This is a genomic window from Kosakonia sp. S57, assembly GCF_016516575.1.
In the GTDB taxonomy this organism is placed as follows: Bacteria; Pseudomonadota; Gammaproteobacteria; order Enterobacterales; family Enterobacteriaceae; genus Kosakonia; species Kosakonia cowanii.
Window position 1 is genome coordinate 48,470 of the sequence record NZ_JACVUL010000016.1, and the last position, 18,013, is coordinate 66,482.

An 18,013-nucleotide genomic window follows, 5' to 3' on the forward strand; every position below is an offset into this window, starting at 1 on the left:
TGAGTAACATGGAGGAGTACCTGTGAAACGTAAAGTGATAGCCCTGGCGGCGATGGTGGGTTTCAGCGCAATGGCGGTACAGGCCAGTGAATTGCCGGATGGCCCGCACATTGTCACAACGGGTACGGCAAGCGTGGATGCGACCCCCGATATCGCCACCCTGGCGATTGAAGTGAACGTCGCCGCGAAAGATGCGGCCTCAGCCAAGAAGCAGGCGGACGATCGCGTTGCGCAATACCTGAGCTTCCTGGAGCAAAACGGCATCGCCCGTAAAGATATCAACTCAGCTAACTTACGCACCCAGCCCGATTACGACTACCAGAATGGCAAAAGTATTCTGAAAGGCTATCGCGCTGTGCGCACCGTGGAGGTGACGTTGCGCGAGCTGGACAAGCTTAACTCACTGCTTGATGGCGCGCTGAAAGCGGGTCTGAACGAAATCCGCTCCGTCTCGCTGGGTGTTGCGCAATCGGAATCCTTCAAGGATAAAGCCCGTAAAGCGGCGATTGATGACGCGACTCGCCAGGCGCAGCAGCTGGCTGCCGGCTTTAATGCCAAACTTGGCCCGGTCTACAGCGTTCGTTACCATGTCTCTAACTATCAGCCGAGCCCGATGGTGCGCATGATGAAGGCCGATGCGCCAGCGGAGTCTGCGGCGCAGGAGACCTACGAACAGCCGACCATCCAGTTTGACGATCAGGTCGATGTAGTCTTCCAGATTGAGCCTAATCAGGCGCAGCAACAGCAACCGCAGTCCACGCCAGCCGCGAAGTAACGCTGGCGTCCCTCTCCTCATTCGGGGAGAGGGTCTCTCTTAATCCTGTCGCAGTACCCGATGACCGAAAGCCAGCAGCGCGTCGGTGACGTTGCGCATCATTCGGCTTTCCGGCGCAAAGCGGTGCCAGTAGAGCATACGGCGTTGCAGCAGGCCCGGCGTCAGGTCGATAAGCTCGCCGCTCGCCAGCTCTTTCTCGATTTGCAGATGTGGGATCATGCAGCAGGTGGTTCCCTGGCGCGCCAGCTGCACAAAGGCTTCCGATGAGTTAACGATATGGCAGGGGACGCTGCCGGGCGGCAGATCGAAATATTGCTGCAAAAAGGCCTGATGCATATCGTCGAGATGGTCAAACGCCACCGCGGGCGCTTTCAGCAGCGCGGAACGCGTTACGCCGTTGGGGAAGTAGCGTTCGGCAAACTCTTTTGAGCCAACAAACAGGTAATCGAGGGCGCCCAGTTTATCCACCAGGCAGCTTGGCAGCGCCTGAGGCTGAATACTCACCGCGCCAACCACTTCACCGCGACGCAGACGCTCCTGAGTACGGGTTTCATCTTCCACCTGCAAATTGAGGCGAATCGGGGAGTCGACCAGCACCGGCGCCAGCGCGGGCAGCAGCCAGGTTGCCAGGCTATCGGCGTTGACCGCCAGCGACAGCAGCAGCGGCGTAGAGCCGGTTTGCTCATCACCCAGCCACTCCTCTTCCAGCAGCTCAACCTGACGCAACAGCGCCAGCAGTTTTTGCCCCTGCTCGGTGGGGCGCGGCGGTACGGTACGCACCAGCAATGGCTGCCCGAACATGTTCTCCAGTTGCTTGATACGCTGTGACACGGCGGATTGAGTAATACAGAGCTTTTGCGCAGCACGCTCAAACCCACGCTCACGAATAACTGCATCAAGTGCCTGTAGTGTTCTGTAATCCGGACGTTTCATTGCTCGGGCAATCTCCTGAAAAATAGTCTTTCGCACTATGACATAAATTTCCCGTCGTGGCAGACGAAAATGGTTGTCGCGTATTGTGATACAGGTCACAGGGACTTTTCGGCAGAGCCTATTTATAATGCGCCTGAAATTTCACACCACAGGCGAACGACCATGACGCAGGATGAACTCAAAAAAGCAGTGGGCTGGGCAGCACTTCACTATGTTGAACCCGGCACCATTGTCGGCGTAGGCACCGGCTCCACCGCGGCACACTTTATTGACGCGCTGGGTACCATGAAAGGGCAGATTGAAGGCGCGGTTTCCAGCTCGGACGCTTCTACCGAGAAGCTGAAAAGCTTAGGCATTACCGTTTTCGATCTTAACGCGGTCGATCGCCTGGGGATCTACGTCGACGGCGCGGATGAGATCAACGACCAGATGCAGATGATCAAAGGCGGCGGCGCGGCGCTGACCCGCGAGAAGATCATCGCGTCAGTGGCGGATAAGTTTATCTGTATCGCGGATGCCTCCAAGCAGGTGCCGATCCTCGGCAAATTCCCGCTGCCGGTTGAGGTGATCCCGATGGCGCGCAGCGCGGTCGCGCGCACGCTGGTCAAGCTGGGCGGCCGCCCGGAGTATCGTCAGAATGTGGTGACGGATAACGGCAACGTCATCCTTGATGTCTATGGTCTGGAAATTCTCGATCCCATCGCGATGGAGAACACCATCAACAATATTCCCGGTGTGGTCACGGTGGGCTTATTCGCGAATCGCGGGGCTGACGTGGCGCTGATCGGCACCCCGGATGGCGTCAAAACCATCGTGAAATGATCTGACCGGGAGGCAGCGGTCTCCCGGTAAAAATCTGACATCGTTAAATTCGGTGATATCTGTCACGTTTTTCCCCTTCATCTCGCATCCCTGCCGCGAGCTTCTGCTTTTCCAGCATTTTTCTCTGCCATTTCCCGCTGGATGACATTTCTTCAGAGCGGTGACGCAAACGTTCATATTGCCGCGATAGTTTTTTTTGATATGTTGGCTAACGCGGTTTTCCTCCGCACAACATCACAGTCAGACATAAAACAGGGTCGGGTAAATGGCAAAGGTATCACTGGAGAAAGACAAGATTAAATTTCTGCTCGTCGAAGGGGTGCACCAGAAAGCGGTCGAAAGCCTCCGCGCGGCGGGTTATAACAACATCGAATTCCACAAGGGCGCACTGGACAGCGAGCAGTTGAAAGAGTCCATCCGCGACGCCCACTTCATTGGCCTGCGATCCCGTACTCAACTGACTGAAGATGTCATCGCCGCAGCGGAAAAACTGGTCGCTATCGGCTGTTTCTGTATCGGCACCAACCAGGTGAACCTGGAAGCGGCAGCCAAACGCGGTGTACCGGTCTTTAACGCCCCCTTCTCCAACACCCGTTCCGTGGCGGAGTTAGTGATCGGCGAACTGTTGCTGCTGATGCGCGGCATTCCGGAAGCGAACGCCAAAGCGCACCGCGGTATCTGGAACAAGCTGGCGGTCGGCTCCTATGAAGCGCGCGGCAAAAAGCTCGGCATCATTGGTTACGGCCACATTGGTACCCAGCTCGGTATTCTCGCTGAATCACTGGGGATGCACGTCTTCTTCTACGATATTGAGAACAAACTGCCGCTCGGCAACGCCACGCAGGTGCAGCATCTCTCCGATCTGCTGAACATGAGCGACGTGGTCAGCCTGCACGTGCCGGAAAACGCTTCAACGAAGAATATGATTGGCGAAGAGGAGCTGGCGCTGATGAAGCCGGGCGCACTGCTGATCAACGCCGCGCGCGGCACGGTGGTTGATATCCCGGCGCTGTGCGATGCCCTGAAGCGTAAGCATCTGGCGGGCGCAGCGATTGACGTCTTCCCGACCGAACCGGCGACCAACAGCGATCCGTTCGACTCGCCGCTCTGCGAGTTTGATAACGTTATTCTGACGCCGCACATCGGCGGTTCAACGCAGGAAGCGCAGGAGAACATCGGCCTGGAAGTTGCCGGTAAGCTGATTAAGTACTCCGATAACGGCTCAACACTCTCGGCGGTAAACTTCCCGGAAGTCTCCCTGCCGCTGCACGGCGGTCGTCGTCTGCTGCATATCCATGAAAACCGCCCTGGCGTGCTGACGGCACTTAACCAGATTTTCGCCAGCCAGAACATCAACATTGCGGCGCAGTATCTGCAAACTACACCGCATATGGGCTATGTGGTGGTTGATATCGAAGCGGAAGAAGAGGTTGCGCAGACCGCGCTACAGAGCATGAAAGCGATTCCGGGCACCATTCGTTCCCGTCTGCTGTTCTAAGTTGCGTTAGCTGTTCCTCTCCCGTCCGGGAGGGGAACAACCTACCATTCCCACACCGTTGACGGCGTGATCACCGCAGGCAGCGGAATATCCCACTCCTCCACCGGCAACTTCTCTACGCGCTGGCAATCATGGGCATAACCGACCGGCTGTACGCCATACGCGCGCCAGTTTTGCAGCGTTCTGTCGTAGAAACCGCCGCCCATGCCGAGGCGCTGCCCCTGTTCATCAAAGGCGACTAACGGCGTGATCAGCACATCAAGCTGGCTTAGTGGAAGCACATCACGCACATCCAGTTTCGGCTCCTGAATTTTCAGACGATTGGTCACCAGTTCGCTGTGCGGATGGTAGTGCAAAAAGAGCAGATTGCCGGGACTGAAAGGGTGCAATACGGGAAGATATACGCGTTTGCCGCTTCGCCACAGTTGTTCAATCAGCGGTTGTGTATCGAGTTCGCCGTCAAAGGAGAGAAACAGGGCAACGGTATGTGCCATCACAACAGGCGGCCAGGCCATCATGCGCAGTGCGGCTTGTTCAGCGAATCGGCGCTGCTGGGCGCTGGTGATTTCTCGTCGGCGTTGACGAATCTGTTTGCGGATTGCTTGTCGTGACGGAAGTGAATCGGGCAGTTGCGTCATGGTCGTTACTGGTAGAAGAGGGGAATCTCCGAGATGCCGCCGCAGGCTGTAACCCTTGAACCCTTGGTTCAAGGTGAATGTGTCGTCATGATTTTAAGGCTTCTCGGACGGACCGAGCATGCTCACCAACCATGGATCGCCACACTCTGTTGGTATGAAATATCGGCTCAGGGGACTGGCCCGCTTGCAAACATCTCAGAGAATTTTTTAACTCACTGTCAATCTACCATAGTTGACCTTGAAGTATTATTCAAACTTCGGCCCCGGTCTTTCCGTTATGCGACCCTGATCAAGTAAAGCCTGTTCAATGGTCTGCTGTAACATCTTAATACGCTGCTCCATGCTGGCGGCGTAATCACGGGTTTTTGCCTTTTCCTGAGCAAGCTCGTAGCTGATATTCAGCGCGGCGATAAACACCAACTGCTCAGTATTTGTGACTCTAGTGCGAACCTTCAGATCTTGCAACCGCTGATTCAGATCTTCCGCAGCCTGATTCAGCGCATCTATCTGCTCAGGCGGGCAGTTCACGCGGAGTGAACGGCCAAAAATTTGGATATCGACGGGTTGTGCAGACATGCCACCTTCCTGCTGTTTGACTGCGCTCTGCCTTCGCATTCGAGCCCTGGGCTGCGAAGGGGCGACACTATAAGCGACCCTGGTCAGTACTTTCAACTATTTTACGTCTATACCTTAAGTAATCCGCGTACATGCAATGGCATGTAACGTGAACCATCACGGGTATATCACCAGGGTCCAAAGTGGTAGCATACCATGAATATTTCCCCCAACGACGACGAATGCGCATGTCTATACAGAACGAAATACCTGGTTACAAGGAAGTAGGCCAGTTACTCAACCAACAAGGCGTTGGATTGCATCCTGCTGAAATGCATGGGCTGATCGCGGGGATGCTCTGCGGCGGCAACAAAGACACCTCATGGCAGCCGCTGCTGCATGATTTAACCAACGAAGGGCTGGCCTTCGGTCACGAGTTGGCCCAGGCGCTGCGTGCAATGCATGCCGCCACCAGCGATTCGCTGGAAGATGATGGGTTTCTCTTTCAGCTCTATCTGCCGGAAGGCGACGACGTCAGCGTCTTTGACCGCGCCGATGCGCTGGCAGGCTGGGTGAATCACTTCCTGCTGGGGCTTGGCGTCTCACAGCCGAAGCTCGACAAAGTGACCGGCGAAACCGGCGAAGCGATCGACGACCTGCGCAACATCGCGCAGCTGGGCTACGACGAAGACGAAGATCAGGAAGAGCTGGAGATGTCTCTGGAAGAGATTATCGAGTATGTCCGCGTTGCGGCGCTGCTCTGCCACGATACCTTCACGCGCCAGCAGCCGACCGCACCGGAAGTGCGCAAGCCCACACTACACTAATTAGTTTTTTACATGGAGGAGGTGTCATGACACAGCTTGAGTTTCTCCGTCGTCGCCAGGCTTTACTGGCGCAGATGGTTCCGGGTAGCGCGGCGTTGATCTTTGCCGCGCCGGAAGCGACCCGCAGCGCAGACAGTGAATACCCCTATCGCCAGAACAGCGATTTCTGGTATTTCACCGGTTTTAACGAGCCGGAAGCGGTGCTGGTGCTGATCAAAAGCGATGACACCCACAACCACAGCGTGCTCTTCAACCGCGTGCGCGACAAAACCGCTGAAATCTGGTTTGGTCGCCGCCTCGGCCAGGAAGCCGCGCCTGAGAAGCTCGGCGTCGATCGCGCGCTGGCGTTCCCGGAGATTGATGAGCATCTCTATCAGTTGCTCAATGGCCTTGATGCGGTCTATCACGCGCAGGGCGAATATGCTTACGCGGACACCATCCTCTTTGCCGCGCTCGACAAGCTGCGCAAAGGCTCGCGCCAGAATCTGAAAGCGCCCGCTACGCTGACCGACTGGCGGCCCATCGTGCATGAGATGCGCCTGTTTAAATCCGCTGAAGAGATTGAAGTGCTGCGCCGCGCGGGCGAAATTTCCGCGCTGGCCCATACCCGCGCGATGCAGGTGTGCCGCCCGGGCATGTTTGAGTATCAGCTTGAAGGCGAAATTCAGCATGAGTTCAACCGCCACGGCGCGCGCTTTCCCTCCTACAACACCATTGTGGGCGCGGGCGAAAACGGCTGCATCCTGCACTACACCGAGAACGAAAGCGAAATGCGCGCGGGCGATCTGGTGCTGATTGACGCGGGCTGCGAATACAAAGGCTATGCTGGCGATATCACCCGCACCTTCCCGGTCAGCGGCAAATTTACTCCGGCGCAGCGTGAGATTTACGACATTGTGCTCGCCTCGCTGGAACGCGCGCTTGAACTGTTCCGCCCCGGCACCTCAATTCAGGAAGTGACCGGAGAAGTGGTGCGCATTATGGTGAGCGGGCTGGTGAAGCTCGGCATTTTGCAGGGCGACGTTGAAGAGCTGGTTGCACAAAGCGCTCACCGCGCCTTCTTTATGCATGGCTTAAGCCACTGGCTGGGGCTGGATGTGCATGATGTCGGCGTTTACGGCCAGGATCGCTCCCGCGAGCTGGCGCCCGGCATGGTGCTCACCGTTGAACCGGGGCTCTACATCGCGCCGGATGCCGATGTGCCGGAGAAGTATCGCGGCATCGGCATTCGCATCGAAGATGACATTGTCATCACCGACAACGGCAACGAGAACCTGACCGCCAGCGTAGTCAAAAAAGCCGATGAGATTGAAGCGCTGATGGCGAAGGCGCGCGCATGAGCGTGATCATCGTTGGCGGCGGCATGGCTGGCGCAACCCTTGCGCTGGCGATTTCACATCTGACACAGGGCAAGCTTGCCGTTCATCTGGTGGAAGCCAACGCGCCCGGCGCGCAGGATCACCCCGGTTTTGACGCGCGTGCGATCGCGCTGGCGGCGGGCACCTGCCAGCAGCTGGCGCATATCGGCGTCTGGCAGGCGCTTGCCTCCTGCGCAACGCCCATCTCAACCGTACACGTCAGCGATCGCGGCCATGCCGGTTTCGTCACGCTGACGGCGGAAGAGTACCGGCTTGATGCGTTAGGCCATGTGGTTGAGCTGCACGATGTCGGGCAGCGGCTCTTTAAGCGGCTGCAAAACGCGCCGGGCGTTACCCTTCACTGCCCGGATCGCGTCGATCGCTTTACCCGCAGTGAAGAGCAGGTGACGGTGACGCTGCAAAGCGGCAAGCAGCTCACCGGCGAACTGCTGGTGGCGGCAGACGGCTCGCGCTCATCGATTGCCGGACAGCTCAATATCGACTGGCAGCAGTCGCCTTATGACCAGGCGGCGGTGATTGCCAATGTCACCACCTCTGTTGCCCATCAGGGGCGCGCCTTTGAGCGCTTTACTGAACATGGTCCGCTGGCGATGCTGCCGATGTCGCAGGGGCGCTCTTCGCTGGTGTGGTGTCACCCGCGTGAAAAACAGCAGCAGGTGGCGAGCTGGTCAGACGAACAGTTTTGCGATGAGCTGCAAAAAGCCTTCGGCTGGCGTCTTGGTCGCATCCTGCATGCCGGGAAGCGCAGCGTCTACCCGCTGGCGCTCTCCACTGCCAGCTCATCCGTCTCCCATCGCGCCGTGCTGGTGGGGAATGCCGCGCAGACGCTGCATCCGATTGCCGGGCAGGGCTTCAACCTTGGCATGCGCGATGTGATGACGCTGGCGGAAACCCTTTCTCACGCCTTTATCGAACAGAGTGATGTGGGAAGCTATCCGCTGTTACTGCGTTACAACCAGCGTCGGCAGGCAGATAAAGCTGCCACCATCGGCGTGACGGATGGGCTGGTGCATCTCTTCGCCAACCGCTGGGCGCCGCTGGTCGTTGGGCGCAACCTCGGGTTGATGGCGATGGAACTATTTACCCCGGCGCGTGATGCGCTGGCGCAACGAACCCTCGGTTGGGTCGCCCGTTAAGGAGCTAAGAGTGCAGAGTGTTGATGTTGCGATTGTCGGCGGCGGCATGGTGGGTCTGGCATTAGCCTGCGGCCTGCAAGGGAGCGGGCTGCGCGTGGCGGTGCTGGAACAAACGGTTCCCGAGCCGCAGGCTGCGGATGCCCCTCCGGCGCTACGCGTCTCGGCGATTAACGCCGCCAGTGAAAAATTGCTGACGCACCTCGGCGTCTGGTCAAACATCGTTGCCGGGCCGGTCGGCTGCTATCACGGCATGGAAGTGTGGGAGAAAGACAGCTTCGGGCGCATCTCCTTTGACGATCTGAGCATGGGTTACAGCCACCTGGGCTACATCATTGAGAACACGCGCATTCACCATGCGCTGTGGGAGCAGGCGCAGCAGTGCAAAGATGTCACGCTGATTGCGCCAGCAGAGTTGCAGCAGGTCGCCTGGGGAGAGAACGAAGCGTTCCTGACCCTGAAAGAGGGCACCATGTTGACGGCGCGTCTGGTGGTGGGTGCTGACGGCGCTAACTCGTGGCTGCGCAACCGCGCGGATATTCCGCTCACCTACTGGGATTATCACCACCACGCGCTGGTGGCGACGATCCGCACCGCCGAGCCGCACCAGGCTGTCGCGCGCCAGGTTTTCCATAATGATGGCATCCTCGCGTTTCTGCCGCTGAACGATCCGCATTTATGCTCGATCGTCTGGTCGCTTCCGCCAGAGCAGGCGAAGGCGATGCAGGAGAGCAGCGCTGAGGCGTTCAACCAGGCGCTGACCGTGGCCTTCGATAACCGCCTCGGTCTGTGCGAGCTGGAGAGCGAACGCCAGACTTACCCGTTAACCGGACGTTACGCGCGGCAGTTTGCCGGGCATCGGTTAGCGCTGGTGGGCGATGCGGCGCACACCATCCATCCTTTAGCAGGCCAGGGCGTTAACCTCGGCTTTATGGATGTCGCAGAACTGATTGCTGAGCTGCGGCGCTTAAGCCGCGACGGCAAAGATATCGGTCAGCATCTCTACCTGCGCCGCTACGAGCGCAGCCGTAAACATAGCGCCGCGATGATGCTGGCGAGCATGCAGGGTTTTCGCGAACTGTTTGCCGGTGCGCATCCGGCGAAAAAGCTGCTGCGTGATATCGGCCTGAAACTGGCTGATACCCTCCCCGGTGTTAAACCGCAGTTATTGCGTCAGGCTTTAGGGCTTAACGATCTGCCGGAGTGGTTACGTTAACTGCGTCACACTTTCCCTTCCCGGCCCCGGGAAGGGAAGCTCCCCTCTCATTTGAAATATTCTAATTTCACCCCCATTCTCAGATTAGTTTTTCTCATGTCGTTAATTTTGGCTCACGCGCTTTTTTGCTTTTAACTGGCAGTAAATGCTAATTACCAGTCCAATAAGCGCGCAGAAGTGACCTCTTATCCGCCTGTTGCAGGGATTTTTCGCTATATTCCACTGCGGTTATCTCAGGGCATTTTGGTCATAAGCTAATGTGATGACCGGTTTTTCCTTATGGTTAAGCGCACCTTTCGGTGATAAGTTCAGGCCAAAGAGAACGTTTGCGTCACCGCCTGTAACAGGGCATCGACACGCTTTTTTGCCGCCGGAAAGGCGTTGCGAAAAACGTGATAGCTCAGCGTATTCGATGAGGAAAAGATGGCTCAGCAGACCCCTTTATTTGAACAACATACTCAATGCGGCGCCCGCATGGTCGACTTCCACGGCTGGATGATGCCCCTGCATTACGGCTCGCAGCTTGATGAGCACCACGCGGTGCGCACCGATGCTGGCATGTTTGATGTCTCTCACATGACCATCGTTGACCTGAAAGGCAGCCGGACCCGCGAATTTCTGCGCTATTTGCTGGCAAACGATGTAGCGAAGTTAACCAAGCCCGGCAAAGCGCTCTACAGCGGTATGCTTAATGCCTCGGGCGGCGTGATTGATGATTTGATCGTCTACTACTTCACCGAAGATTTCTTCCGCCTCGTTGTTAACTCCGCCACCCGCGAAAAAGACCTCTCCTGGATTTCCCAACACGCCGAACCTTATAGCATCGACATCACCGTGCGCGACGACCTCTCGCTGATCGCGGTGCAGGGCCCGCATGCGCAGGAGAAAGCCGCCAGCCTATTTACCGACGCGCAGCGCGAAGCGGTCTCTGGCATGAAACCCTTCTTCGGCGTGGAAGCGGACGACCTCTTTATTGCCACTACCGGTTACACCGGTGAAGCCGGGTATGAAATTGCCCTGCCGAATGAAAAAGCCGCCGACTTCTGGCAAGGCTTGCTGAATGCGGGCGTAAAACCCTGCGGGCTCGGCGCGCGCGATACGCTGCGCCTGGAAGCGGGCATGAACCTTTACGGGCAGGAGATGGATGAAGGCGTCTCGCCGCTGGCGGCCAACATGGGCTGGACCATCGCCTGGGAGCCGCAGGATCGCGACTTTATCGGACGTGATGCCCTTGAGCAGCAGCGCGAAAAAGGCACCGAACAGCTGGTTGGCCTGGTGATGACCGAAAAAGGCGTACTGCGTAATGAACTGCCGGTGCACTTCACCGATGCGCAGGGCAATGTGCAGAAAGGGGTGATCACCAGCGGCACCTTCTCGCCGACGCTTGGCTACAGCATTGCGCTGGCCCGCGTTCCGGCAGGGATCGGTGAGACCGCCGTAGTGCAGATCCGCAACCGCGAAATGCCGGTCAAAGTCACCAAACCTGTTTTTGTGCGCGCCGGCAAAGCGGTCGCGTAACGTTATTTTTCTGGAGAGAAAACAATGAGCAATGTACCAGGCGATCTGAAATACAGCAAAGAACACGAGTGGCTGCGTAAAGAAGCGGACGGCAGCTACACCGTTGGTATCACCGAGCATGCGCAAGAGCTGCTGGGCGATATGGTGTTTGTTGACCTGCCGGACGTCGGCACCACCGTTAGCGCTGGCGATGACTGCGCCGTGGCGGAGTCGGTAAAAGCGGCATCCGATATTTATGCACCGATTGGCGGTGAAATCGTTGCGGTCAACGACAGCCTGAATGACTCGCCGGAGCTGGTGAACAGCGCGCCGTATGGTGAAGGCTGGATCTTCAAAATCAAGGCCAACGATGAGGCAGAAGTCGAAGCGCTGTTAGACGCAACCGGCTACAGCGCCCTGTTAGAAGACGAATAATGGTGTGCCGGATGGCGCGACGCGTCTCCGGCCAACCTTTACGTCCATCAACAGGCCGGTGAAGCGTCACGCTTTCCGGCAAGCCAGATCTTCGTTTTATCTATTACCGCACGTTTCAGGAATCCTCGCTCATGACTCAGACTTTAAGCCAGCTTGAACATCACGCCGCGTTTATCGGCAGGCATATTGGCCCGGACACCACGCAACAGCAGGAGATGCTGAACAGCGTTGGCGCAGAATCGCTCGACGCGCTGATCGGGCAGATCGTGCCGAAAGATATTCAGCTCGCCGAACCGCCGCAGGTGGGGGAGTCCACCACCGAATATGCCGCGCTCGCTGAACTGAAAACCCTGGCCCGCCGTAACAAGCGCTTTAAGTCTTACATTGGCATGGGTTACACCGCCGTGCAGCTGCCGCCGGTGATCCTGCGTAATATGCTGGAGAACCCGGGCTGGTACACCGCTTACACTCCTTATCAGCCGGAAGTGTCGCAGGGGCGTCTTGAATCCCTGCTCAATTTCCAGCAGGTCACGCTCGATCTGACCGGCCTCGATATCGCCTCCGCTTCGCTACTGGATGAAGCAACCGCCGCCGCTGAAGCGATGGCGATGGCAAAACGCGTCAGCAAACTGAAAGGCGCGAACCGCTTCTTCGTCGCGGCTGATATCCACCCGCAAACGCTGGATGTGGTGCGCACCCGTGCGGAAACCTTCGGCTTTGAGGTGATTGTCGATGAGGCAGAGAAAGCCCTCGATCACCAGGATCTCTTTGGCGTGCTGCTTCAACAGGTGGGCACCACCGGCGAAGTGCACAACTACAGCGCGCTGATTGCCGAGTTAAAATCGCGCAAAATCGTGGTCAGCGTTGCCGCCGATCTGATGGCGCTGGTGCACCTGACCGCGCCGGGCAAACAGGGCGCCGACATTGTTTTCGGCTCCGCGCAGCGCTTCGGCGTGCCGATGGGCTACGGTGGCCCGCATGCCGCCTTCTTTGCCGCGAAAGATGAATTCAAACGCTCGATGCCGGGGCGCATTATCGGCGTCTCCAAAGACGCGGCCGGTAACACGGCGTTGCGCATGGCGATGCAGACCCGCGAGCAACATATTCGCCGTGAGAAAGCTAACTCCAATATTTGTACTTCGCAGGTGCTGCTGGCCAATATCGCCAGCCTCTATGCGGTGTTCCACGGTCCGCAGGGGCTGAAACGTATTGCCGGGCGTATCCATCGCCTGACCGATATTCTCGCTGCTGGCCTGCAGCGCGGCGGCCTGAAACTGCGCCACGCGCACTACTTCGACACGCTCTGCGTTGAAGTGGCGGATAAAGCTGCGGTGCTGGCGCGTGCCGAAACCCATGAGATCAACCTGCGCAGTGACATTCTTAACGCCGTAGGCATTACGCTGGATGAAACCACCACCCGCGACGATGTGCTGGCGCTGTTCAGCGTTCTGCTCGGCGACGCACATGGCCTTGAGATCGACGCGCTGGATAAAGAGGTGGCCCTCGACAGCCGCTCTCTGCCGGCTGAGATGGTGCGCGACGATGCGATCCTTAGCCACCCGGTGTTCAATCGCTACCACAGCGAAACCGAGATGATGCGCTATATGCATTCGCTTGAGCGCAAAGATCTGGCGCTCAACCAGGCGATGATTCCGCTCGGCTCCTGCACCATGAAGCTTAACGCCGCAGCGGAGATGATCCCCATCACCTGGCCGGAATTTGCGGAACTGCACCCGTTCTGCCCGCCGGAGCAGGCGGAAGGTTATCACCAGATGATCGCGCAGCTCTCCGACTGGCTGGTGAAACTGACCGGTTACGATGCGCTCTGTATGCAGCCGAACTCCGGCGCACAGGGTGAATACGCCGGTCTGCTGGCGATCCGCCACTACCACGAAAGCCGCAATGAAGGGCATCGCGATATCTGCCTGATCCCAAGCTCAGCTCACGGCACCAACCCTGCTTCGGCGCAGATGGCGGGCATGCAGGTGGTGGTTGTAGCCTGCGATAAGAATGGCAACATCGATCTGGCCGATCTGCGCGCGAAAGCCGAGCAGGCGGGTGAAAACCTCTCCTGCATTATGGTCACCTACCCGTCAACGCACGGCGTCTATGAAGAGACGATCCGCGAAGTGTGCGAAGTGGTGCATCAATTTGGCGGCCAGGTTTATCTCGATGGCGCGAACATGAACGCGCAGGTCGGCATCACCTCGCCGGGCTTTATCGGCGCGGATGTGTCGCACCTCAACCTGCATAAAACCTTCTGTATCCCGCACGGCGGCGGCGGCCCGGGCATGGGGCCGATTGGCGTCAAAGCGCATCTGGCACCGTTTGTTCCGGGCCACAGCGTGGTGCAAATTGAAGGCATGCTGACGCGTCAGGGCGCGGTTTCCGCCGCACCGTTTGGCAGTGCGTCGATCCTGCCGATCAGTTGGATGTATATCCGCATGATGGGCGCCGAAGGTCTGAAAAAGGCGAGCCAGGTGGCGATCCTCAACGCCAACTATATCGCCAGCCGCCTGAAAGAGGCCTTCCCGGTGCTCTACACCGGCCGTGATGGACGTGTGGCGCATGAGTGCATTCTCGATATTCGCCCGCTGAAAGAGGAGACCGGCATCAGCGAGCTGGATATCGCCAAGCGCCTGATTGACTTCGGATTCCATGCGCCGACCATGTCCTTCCCGGTTGCCGGTACGCTGATGGTTGAACCGACAGAGTCTGAAAGCAAAGTCGAACTGGATCGCTTTATCGACGCGATGCTGGCGATCCGTGCTGAGATCGAGCGCGTGAAACAGGGCGAATGGGCGCTGGAGGATAACCCGCTGGTCAATGCGCCGCACACCCAGCATGAACTGGTGAGCGAGTGGAACCATGCTTACAGCCGCGAGCTGGCGGTCTTCCCGGCGGGCGCAGTCAATAAATACTGGCCGACTGTGAAACGTCTGGATGATGTTTATGGCGACCGTAATCTTTTCTGTTCCTGCGTGCCGATGAGCGAATATCAATAATCGCTTGATCACACTATCTTTAAGGGCGCTTCGGCGCCCTTTCTATTTGGGAGAAGATGATGGCAATTGCCTTAGTGAGCGGCGCAAGCCGTGGAATTGGTCGCGCAACTGCGCGGTTACTGGCACAAGAGGGCTACACTGTGGCAGTGAATTATCATCGTCAGCGCGACGCCGCCGATGAGGTGGTGGCAGAGATCCTGGCCCGGGGCGGCAAGGCGTTTGCGGTGCAGGCGGATATCAGCGATGAAAGTCAGGTTGAAGCAATGTTTGCGCGTATTGACGAAGAGGGGCTACCGCTGACCGCGCTGGTCAATAACGCCGGTATTCTGTTTCAGCAGAGCCGGGTTGAAGCGCTGAGTGCGGCGCGCATTAACCAAGTGCTGGCGACGAATGTGACGGGCTATTTCCTCTGCTGTCGCGAAGCGGTAAAGCGCATGTCGACGCAGCATGGTGGGCAGGGCGGCGCGATTGTGAATATTTCGTCAGCCGCGGCAAGGCTTGGCTCACCGGGAGAGTATGTTGATTATGCGGCGTCAAAAGGTGCGGTGGATACGTTAACCACCGGTCTGTCGCTGGAGGTCGCGGCAAGCGGCATCCGCGTAAACGGCGTGCGTCCGGGGTTTATCTATACGGAGATGCATGCCAGCGGCGGCGAGCCGGGACGCGTCGATCGCGTCAGCAGCGCCATTCCGATGCAGCGCGGCGGGCAGCCGGAAGAGGTGGCGCAGGCGATTGCCTGGCTGTTAAGCGATAAAGCCTCCTATGTGACAGGAAGCTTTATCGATCTGGCCGGGGGAAAGTAGCGTTTTTATGCCTGATGGCGCTTCGCTTATCAGGCCTACAAATCGAATGCAGCTCAACGCTCTTGTAGGCCGGATAAGGCGTAGCCGCCATCCGGCAACGCCTCAATCGATCACACGTTCTCGCCGTTGCTGGCGATCACTTCCTTGTACCAGTTAAAGCTCTTCTTGCGTGAGCGTGACATATCGCCGGTGCCGTCGTCGTGCTTGTTCACGTAGATAAAGCCGTAACGTTTGCTGTACTGTCCGGTGGTGAAGGAGACGCAGTCAATGCAGCCCCACGGGGTGTAACCCATCAGATCCACGCCATCATAGGTGACGGCTTCGACCATCTCTTTCACATGCGCGCGCAGATAATCGATGCGGTAATCATCGTTAATGCTGCCATCCTCTTCGACTTTGTCGTACGCGCCAAAGCCGTTTTCAACGATAAACAGCGGTTTCTGGTAGCGCTCATAGAGCTCGCAAAGAGCGTAGCGCAGGCCAACCGGGTCAATCTGCCAGCCCCAGTCGGAGGCTTTCACATGCGGGTTCGGCACGCTGCCCTGGAAACCGGAGAGCGCATCACCCGAGCCGCCTTCGGCTTTTACCGCATTGGTCATGTAGTAGCTGAAGCCCAGGTAGTCGCAGCACCCTTCGCGCAGGATCGCTTCATCACCGGCTTCCATTTTGATGTTAAAGCCGCGACGCTCCCACTCGTTAAGTACGTAGGAGGGGTAGTAACCGCGCAGCTGAACATCGGTAAAGACATAACGCTCGCGCATTGATTCCTGCGCATACATCACATCTTCAGGCTTACAGGAGAAGGGATAGAGCGGCACCATCGCCAGCATGCAGCCAATCTGCATCGACGGGTTAATGCGGTGACCAATCTTCACCGCCATCGCGCTGGCGACAAACTGGTGATGCAGCACCTGGTACATCGTCTCTTCCGGGTTTTCGTGGTCGGTATAGACCACGCCGGAGCAGCAGTAGCCGAACAGCGGCGCGCGCCAGTTGCGCTGGTTGTTGATCTCGTTGAAGGTCATCCAGTATTTGACCTTGTTCTTGTAGCGCTCAAACACCACTTCGGCGAAACGCACAAAGAAATCAACCACTTTACGGTTGGTCCAGCCGCCGTACTCCTGCACCAGGTGCAGCGGCATCTCAAAGTGAGAGAGGGTAATGACCGGCTCGATGTTGTACTTCAGCAGCTCATCGAACACATCGTCGTAGAACTTAAGCCCCTCTTCATTGGGCTGCAACTCATCGCCCTGCGGGAAGATGCGGGTCCAGGCAATTGAGGTTCGGAAACATTTGAAGCCCATCTCGGCAAAGAGTTTGATGTCCTCTTTGTAATGACCATGAAAATCAACGGCCTCATGGTTCGGGTAGTATTTTCCCGCTTCCACTTGCGACGTGATTTCACGCGGGACGCCGTGTGCGCCGCCGGTCAGCACGTCGCAGATGCTCGGGCCTTTGCCGCCTTTATTCCAGCCGCCTTCTACCTGATGCGCGGCAACGGCGCCGCCCCACAAGAAATCTTTCGGTAAGGTCAATTTTTTCATCGTTGCTCTTCTCGTCATATTGGCTGCCAACGAGTCTAGCAAAGGGGAAATGAATGTCACGATATAACAAATTGCCGCTGCGGTAATTTGTTACACCGAAAAAACACCCTGTTTTTTTATGCTATTTTCTTCGCCAGTTTACGTCCCAGCGACTCGAGAATATAAACTACCGGAATTTGTGTCGTAATATCGTACCCGCCGGAAATACGCATTTGCGGCACGTGCCAGGAGATATTGTAATCCGCGAGTTTCGCCAGACGTGAATGTTCATGGCTGGTAATTGAGAGAACTTTGCAGTGATGCAGGCTGAACTGGCTGGCAAAACGCAGGATCTCCTCAGTTTCGCCGGACACAGAGAGCACAATTGCCAGTGCGTTTTTCGCCATATCGTTGGTTACCGGGAAATAGGGATCGTCAATATGGTTACTGAATTTGCCAATATTTGAGAAAAATCGTGCACCATATTTCGCCAGCGCCCCTGAAGTGCCCGCTCCGACGAAGATAATACGCTCGGAGGATAATATGATGTCGACGGTGTTATCGAGTAATTTATCGAATTCGTCGTTATTCACGCTTTTAAAAAAGCTGATCACTTCGCTGGCACCGAAATTAGCCTGCGGCGGCTCGTTCTGCTCCAGATACAATTTAAAGCGCACGCGAAATTCCGAATACCCCTCGCAGTTAAGCTTGCGGCAAAAGCGCAGCACCGTGGTGGTCGAGACGCCCGCCGCATCGGCCAGTTCACGGATCGTCATGTACATCACTTTGTCGCGGTTTTTGACCACAAAGTTGTAGACCATCATCTCCAGGGTGTTGAGGCTGGCGATGGCGGAGTGGGTAAACATCGTCACGGCGGTGTCCTTTGCTGCTGATAATGTAGCCAGCCCTTAGCGGGCCTGCCTGCAAATGTGCCTCATGCTGCCACAACTGCGGCGCGCGTGCCCCGACTTTTA

16 protein-coding genes and 1 other RNA gene are annotated in these 18,013 nt (G+C 57.3%); 11 read left to right on the top strand and 6 right to left on the bottom strand.

Annotated elements, in window-relative coordinates:
• The first annotated feature begins 22 nt into the window (after positions 1 to 22).
• Positions 23 to 775: an oxidative stress defense protein gene (locus IAE48_RS15980; protein ID WP_200134945.1), complete on the top strand. Its 753-nt coding sequence runs from the start codon at positions 23 to 25 to the stop codon at positions 773 to 775.
• 39 nt (positions 776 to 814) lie between these two features.
• Here IAE48_RS15980 and argP read toward each other — a convergent pair whose 3' ends face one another.
• Positions 815 to 1,708 (bottom strand): DNA-binding transcriptional regulator ArgP, encoded by an 894-nt coding sequence (gene argP / locus IAE48_RS15985; RefSeq protein WP_023480875.1) that lies wholly within the window; start codon positions 1,706 to 1,708, stop codon positions 815 to 817.
• A gap of 162 nt (positions 1,709 to 1,870) precedes the next feature.
• Between argP and rpiA the strand changes: the two genes are divergently transcribed.
• A complete protein-coding gene (gene rpiA, locus IAE48_RS15990) occupies positions 1,871 to 2,530 on the top strand; it encodes a ribose-5-phosphate isomerase RpiA (RefSeq protein ID WP_023480899.1) in 660 nt (219 codons plus the stop codon).
• A 265-nt stretch (positions 2,531 to 2,795) separates the two neighbouring features.
• The gene (gene serA, locus IAE48_RS15995; RefSeq protein ID WP_023480742.1) at positions 2,796 to 4,028 is read left to right on the top strand and encodes a phosphoglycerate dehydrogenase; all 1,233 of its coding nucleotides are present in this window, start codon (positions 2,796 to 2,798) and stop codon (positions 4,026 to 4,028) included.
• 41 nt (positions 4,029 to 4,069) lie between these two features.
• Here the strand turns inward: serA and IAE48_RS16000 are convergent, their stop codons facing one another.
• The 3 genes from IAE48_RS16000 to zapA all read right to left on the bottom strand — a co-directional run bounded on the left by IAE48_RS16000 (position 4,070) and on the right by zapA (position 5,242).
• Positions 4,070 to 4,666, bottom strand: coding sequence for a 5-formyltetrahydrofolate cyclo-ligase (locus IAE48_RS16000; protein WP_200134946.1), 597 nt, complete (start codon positions 4,664 to 4,666; stop codon positions 4,070 to 4,072).
• Positions 4,667 to 4,687: 21 nt separating this feature from the next.
• Positions 4,688 to 4,871, bottom strand: a non-coding RNA gene (ssrS, locus tag IAE48_RS16005) — 6S RNA.
• A 41-nt stretch (positions 4,872 to 4,912) separates the two neighbouring features.
• Positions 4,913 to 5,242 (bottom strand): cell division protein ZapA, encoded by a 330-nt coding sequence (gene zapA, locus IAE48_RS16010; RefSeq protein ID WP_023480874.1) that lies wholly within the window; start codon positions 5,240 to 5,242, stop codon positions 4,913 to 4,915.
• Positions 5,243 to 5,469: 227 nt separating this feature from the next.
• On the opposite strand from zapA, the gene IAE48_RS16015 reads away from it, so the two are divergent.
• The 8 genes from IAE48_RS16015 (at position 5,470) to IAE48_RS16050 (ending at position 15,516) form a co-directional block, all read left to right on the top strand.
• A complete protein-coding gene (locus tag IAE48_RS16015) occupies positions 5,470 to 6,048 on the top strand; it encodes a YecA family protein (RefSeq protein ID WP_023480800.1) in 579 nt (192 codons plus the stop codon).
• A 26-nt stretch (positions 6,049 to 6,074) separates the two neighbouring features.
• Positions 6,075 to 7,388 (top strand): Xaa-Pro aminopeptidase, encoded by a 1,314-nt coding sequence (pepP, locus tag IAE48_RS16020; RefSeq protein WP_200134947.1) that lies wholly within the window; start codon positions 6,075 to 6,077, stop codon positions 7,386 to 7,388.
• A complete protein-coding gene (gene ubiH, locus IAE48_RS16025; protein ID WP_200134948.1) occupies positions 7,385 to 8,563 on the top strand; it encodes a 2-octaprenyl-6-methoxyphenyl hydroxylase in 1,179 nt (392 codons plus the stop codon). The genes pepP and ubiH overlap by 4 nt, the downstream gene beginning before the upstream one ends.
• A gap of 10 nt (positions 8,564 to 8,573) precedes the next feature.
• Positions 8,574 to 9,776 carry an FAD-dependent 2-octaprenylphenol hydroxylase gene (gene ubiI / locus IAE48_RS16030; RefSeq protein ID WP_128482141.1) on the top strand — a complete coding sequence of 401 codons (1,203 nt, stop codon included), beginning with the start codon at positions 8,574 to 8,576 and terminating at the stop codon, positions 9,774 to 9,776.
• A gap of 423 nt (positions 9,777 to 10,199) precedes the next feature.
• Positions 10,200 to 11,294, top strand: a complete 1,095-nt coding sequence (gene gcvT / locus IAE48_RS16035; RefSeq protein WP_200134949.1) for a glycine cleavage system aminomethyltransferase GcvT — start codon at positions 10,200 to 10,202, stop codon at positions 11,292 to 11,294.
• Positions 11,295 to 11,318: 24 nt separating this feature from the next.
• On the top strand, positions 11,319 to 11,708 hold the full coding sequence (gene gcvH, locus IAE48_RS16040) for a glycine cleavage system protein GcvH (protein WP_023481002.1): 390 nt from the start codon (positions 11,319 to 11,321) through the stop codon (positions 11,706 to 11,708).
• Between the two features lie 131 nt (positions 11,709 to 11,839).
• Positions 11,840 to 14,713 (top strand): aminomethyl-transferring glycine dehydrogenase, encoded by a 2,874-nt coding sequence (gene gcvP, locus IAE48_RS16045; protein ID WP_200134950.1) that lies wholly within the window; start codon positions 11,840 to 11,842, stop codon positions 14,711 to 14,713.
• A 59-nt stretch (positions 14,714 to 14,772) separates the two neighbouring features.
• Positions 14,773 to 15,516: an SDR family oxidoreductase gene (locus tag IAE48_RS16050; RefSeq protein WP_200134989.1), complete on the top strand. Its 744-nt coding sequence runs from the start codon at positions 14,773 to 14,775 to the stop codon at positions 15,514 to 15,516.
• 110 nt (positions 15,517 to 15,626) lie between these two features.
• On the opposite strand, the gene IAE48_RS16055 is transcribed toward IAE48_RS16050, so the two are convergent.
• Both IAE48_RS16055 and IAE48_RS16060 read right to left on the bottom strand, forming a co-directional pair.
• Positions 15,627 to 17,060, bottom strand: a complete 1,434-nt coding sequence (locus tag IAE48_RS16055) for a 6-phospho-beta-glucosidase (RefSeq protein ID WP_042718305.1) — start codon at positions 17,058 to 17,060, stop codon at positions 15,627 to 15,629.
• 116 nt (positions 17,061 to 17,176) lie between these two features.
• Complete coding sequence (locus IAE48_RS16060) at positions 17,177 to 17,905, bottom strand: MurR/RpiR family transcriptional regulator (protein WP_200134990.1); 729 nt, start codon at positions 17,903 to 17,905, stop codon at positions 17,177 to 17,179.
• Positions 17,906 to 18,013: the final 108 nt, after the last annotated feature.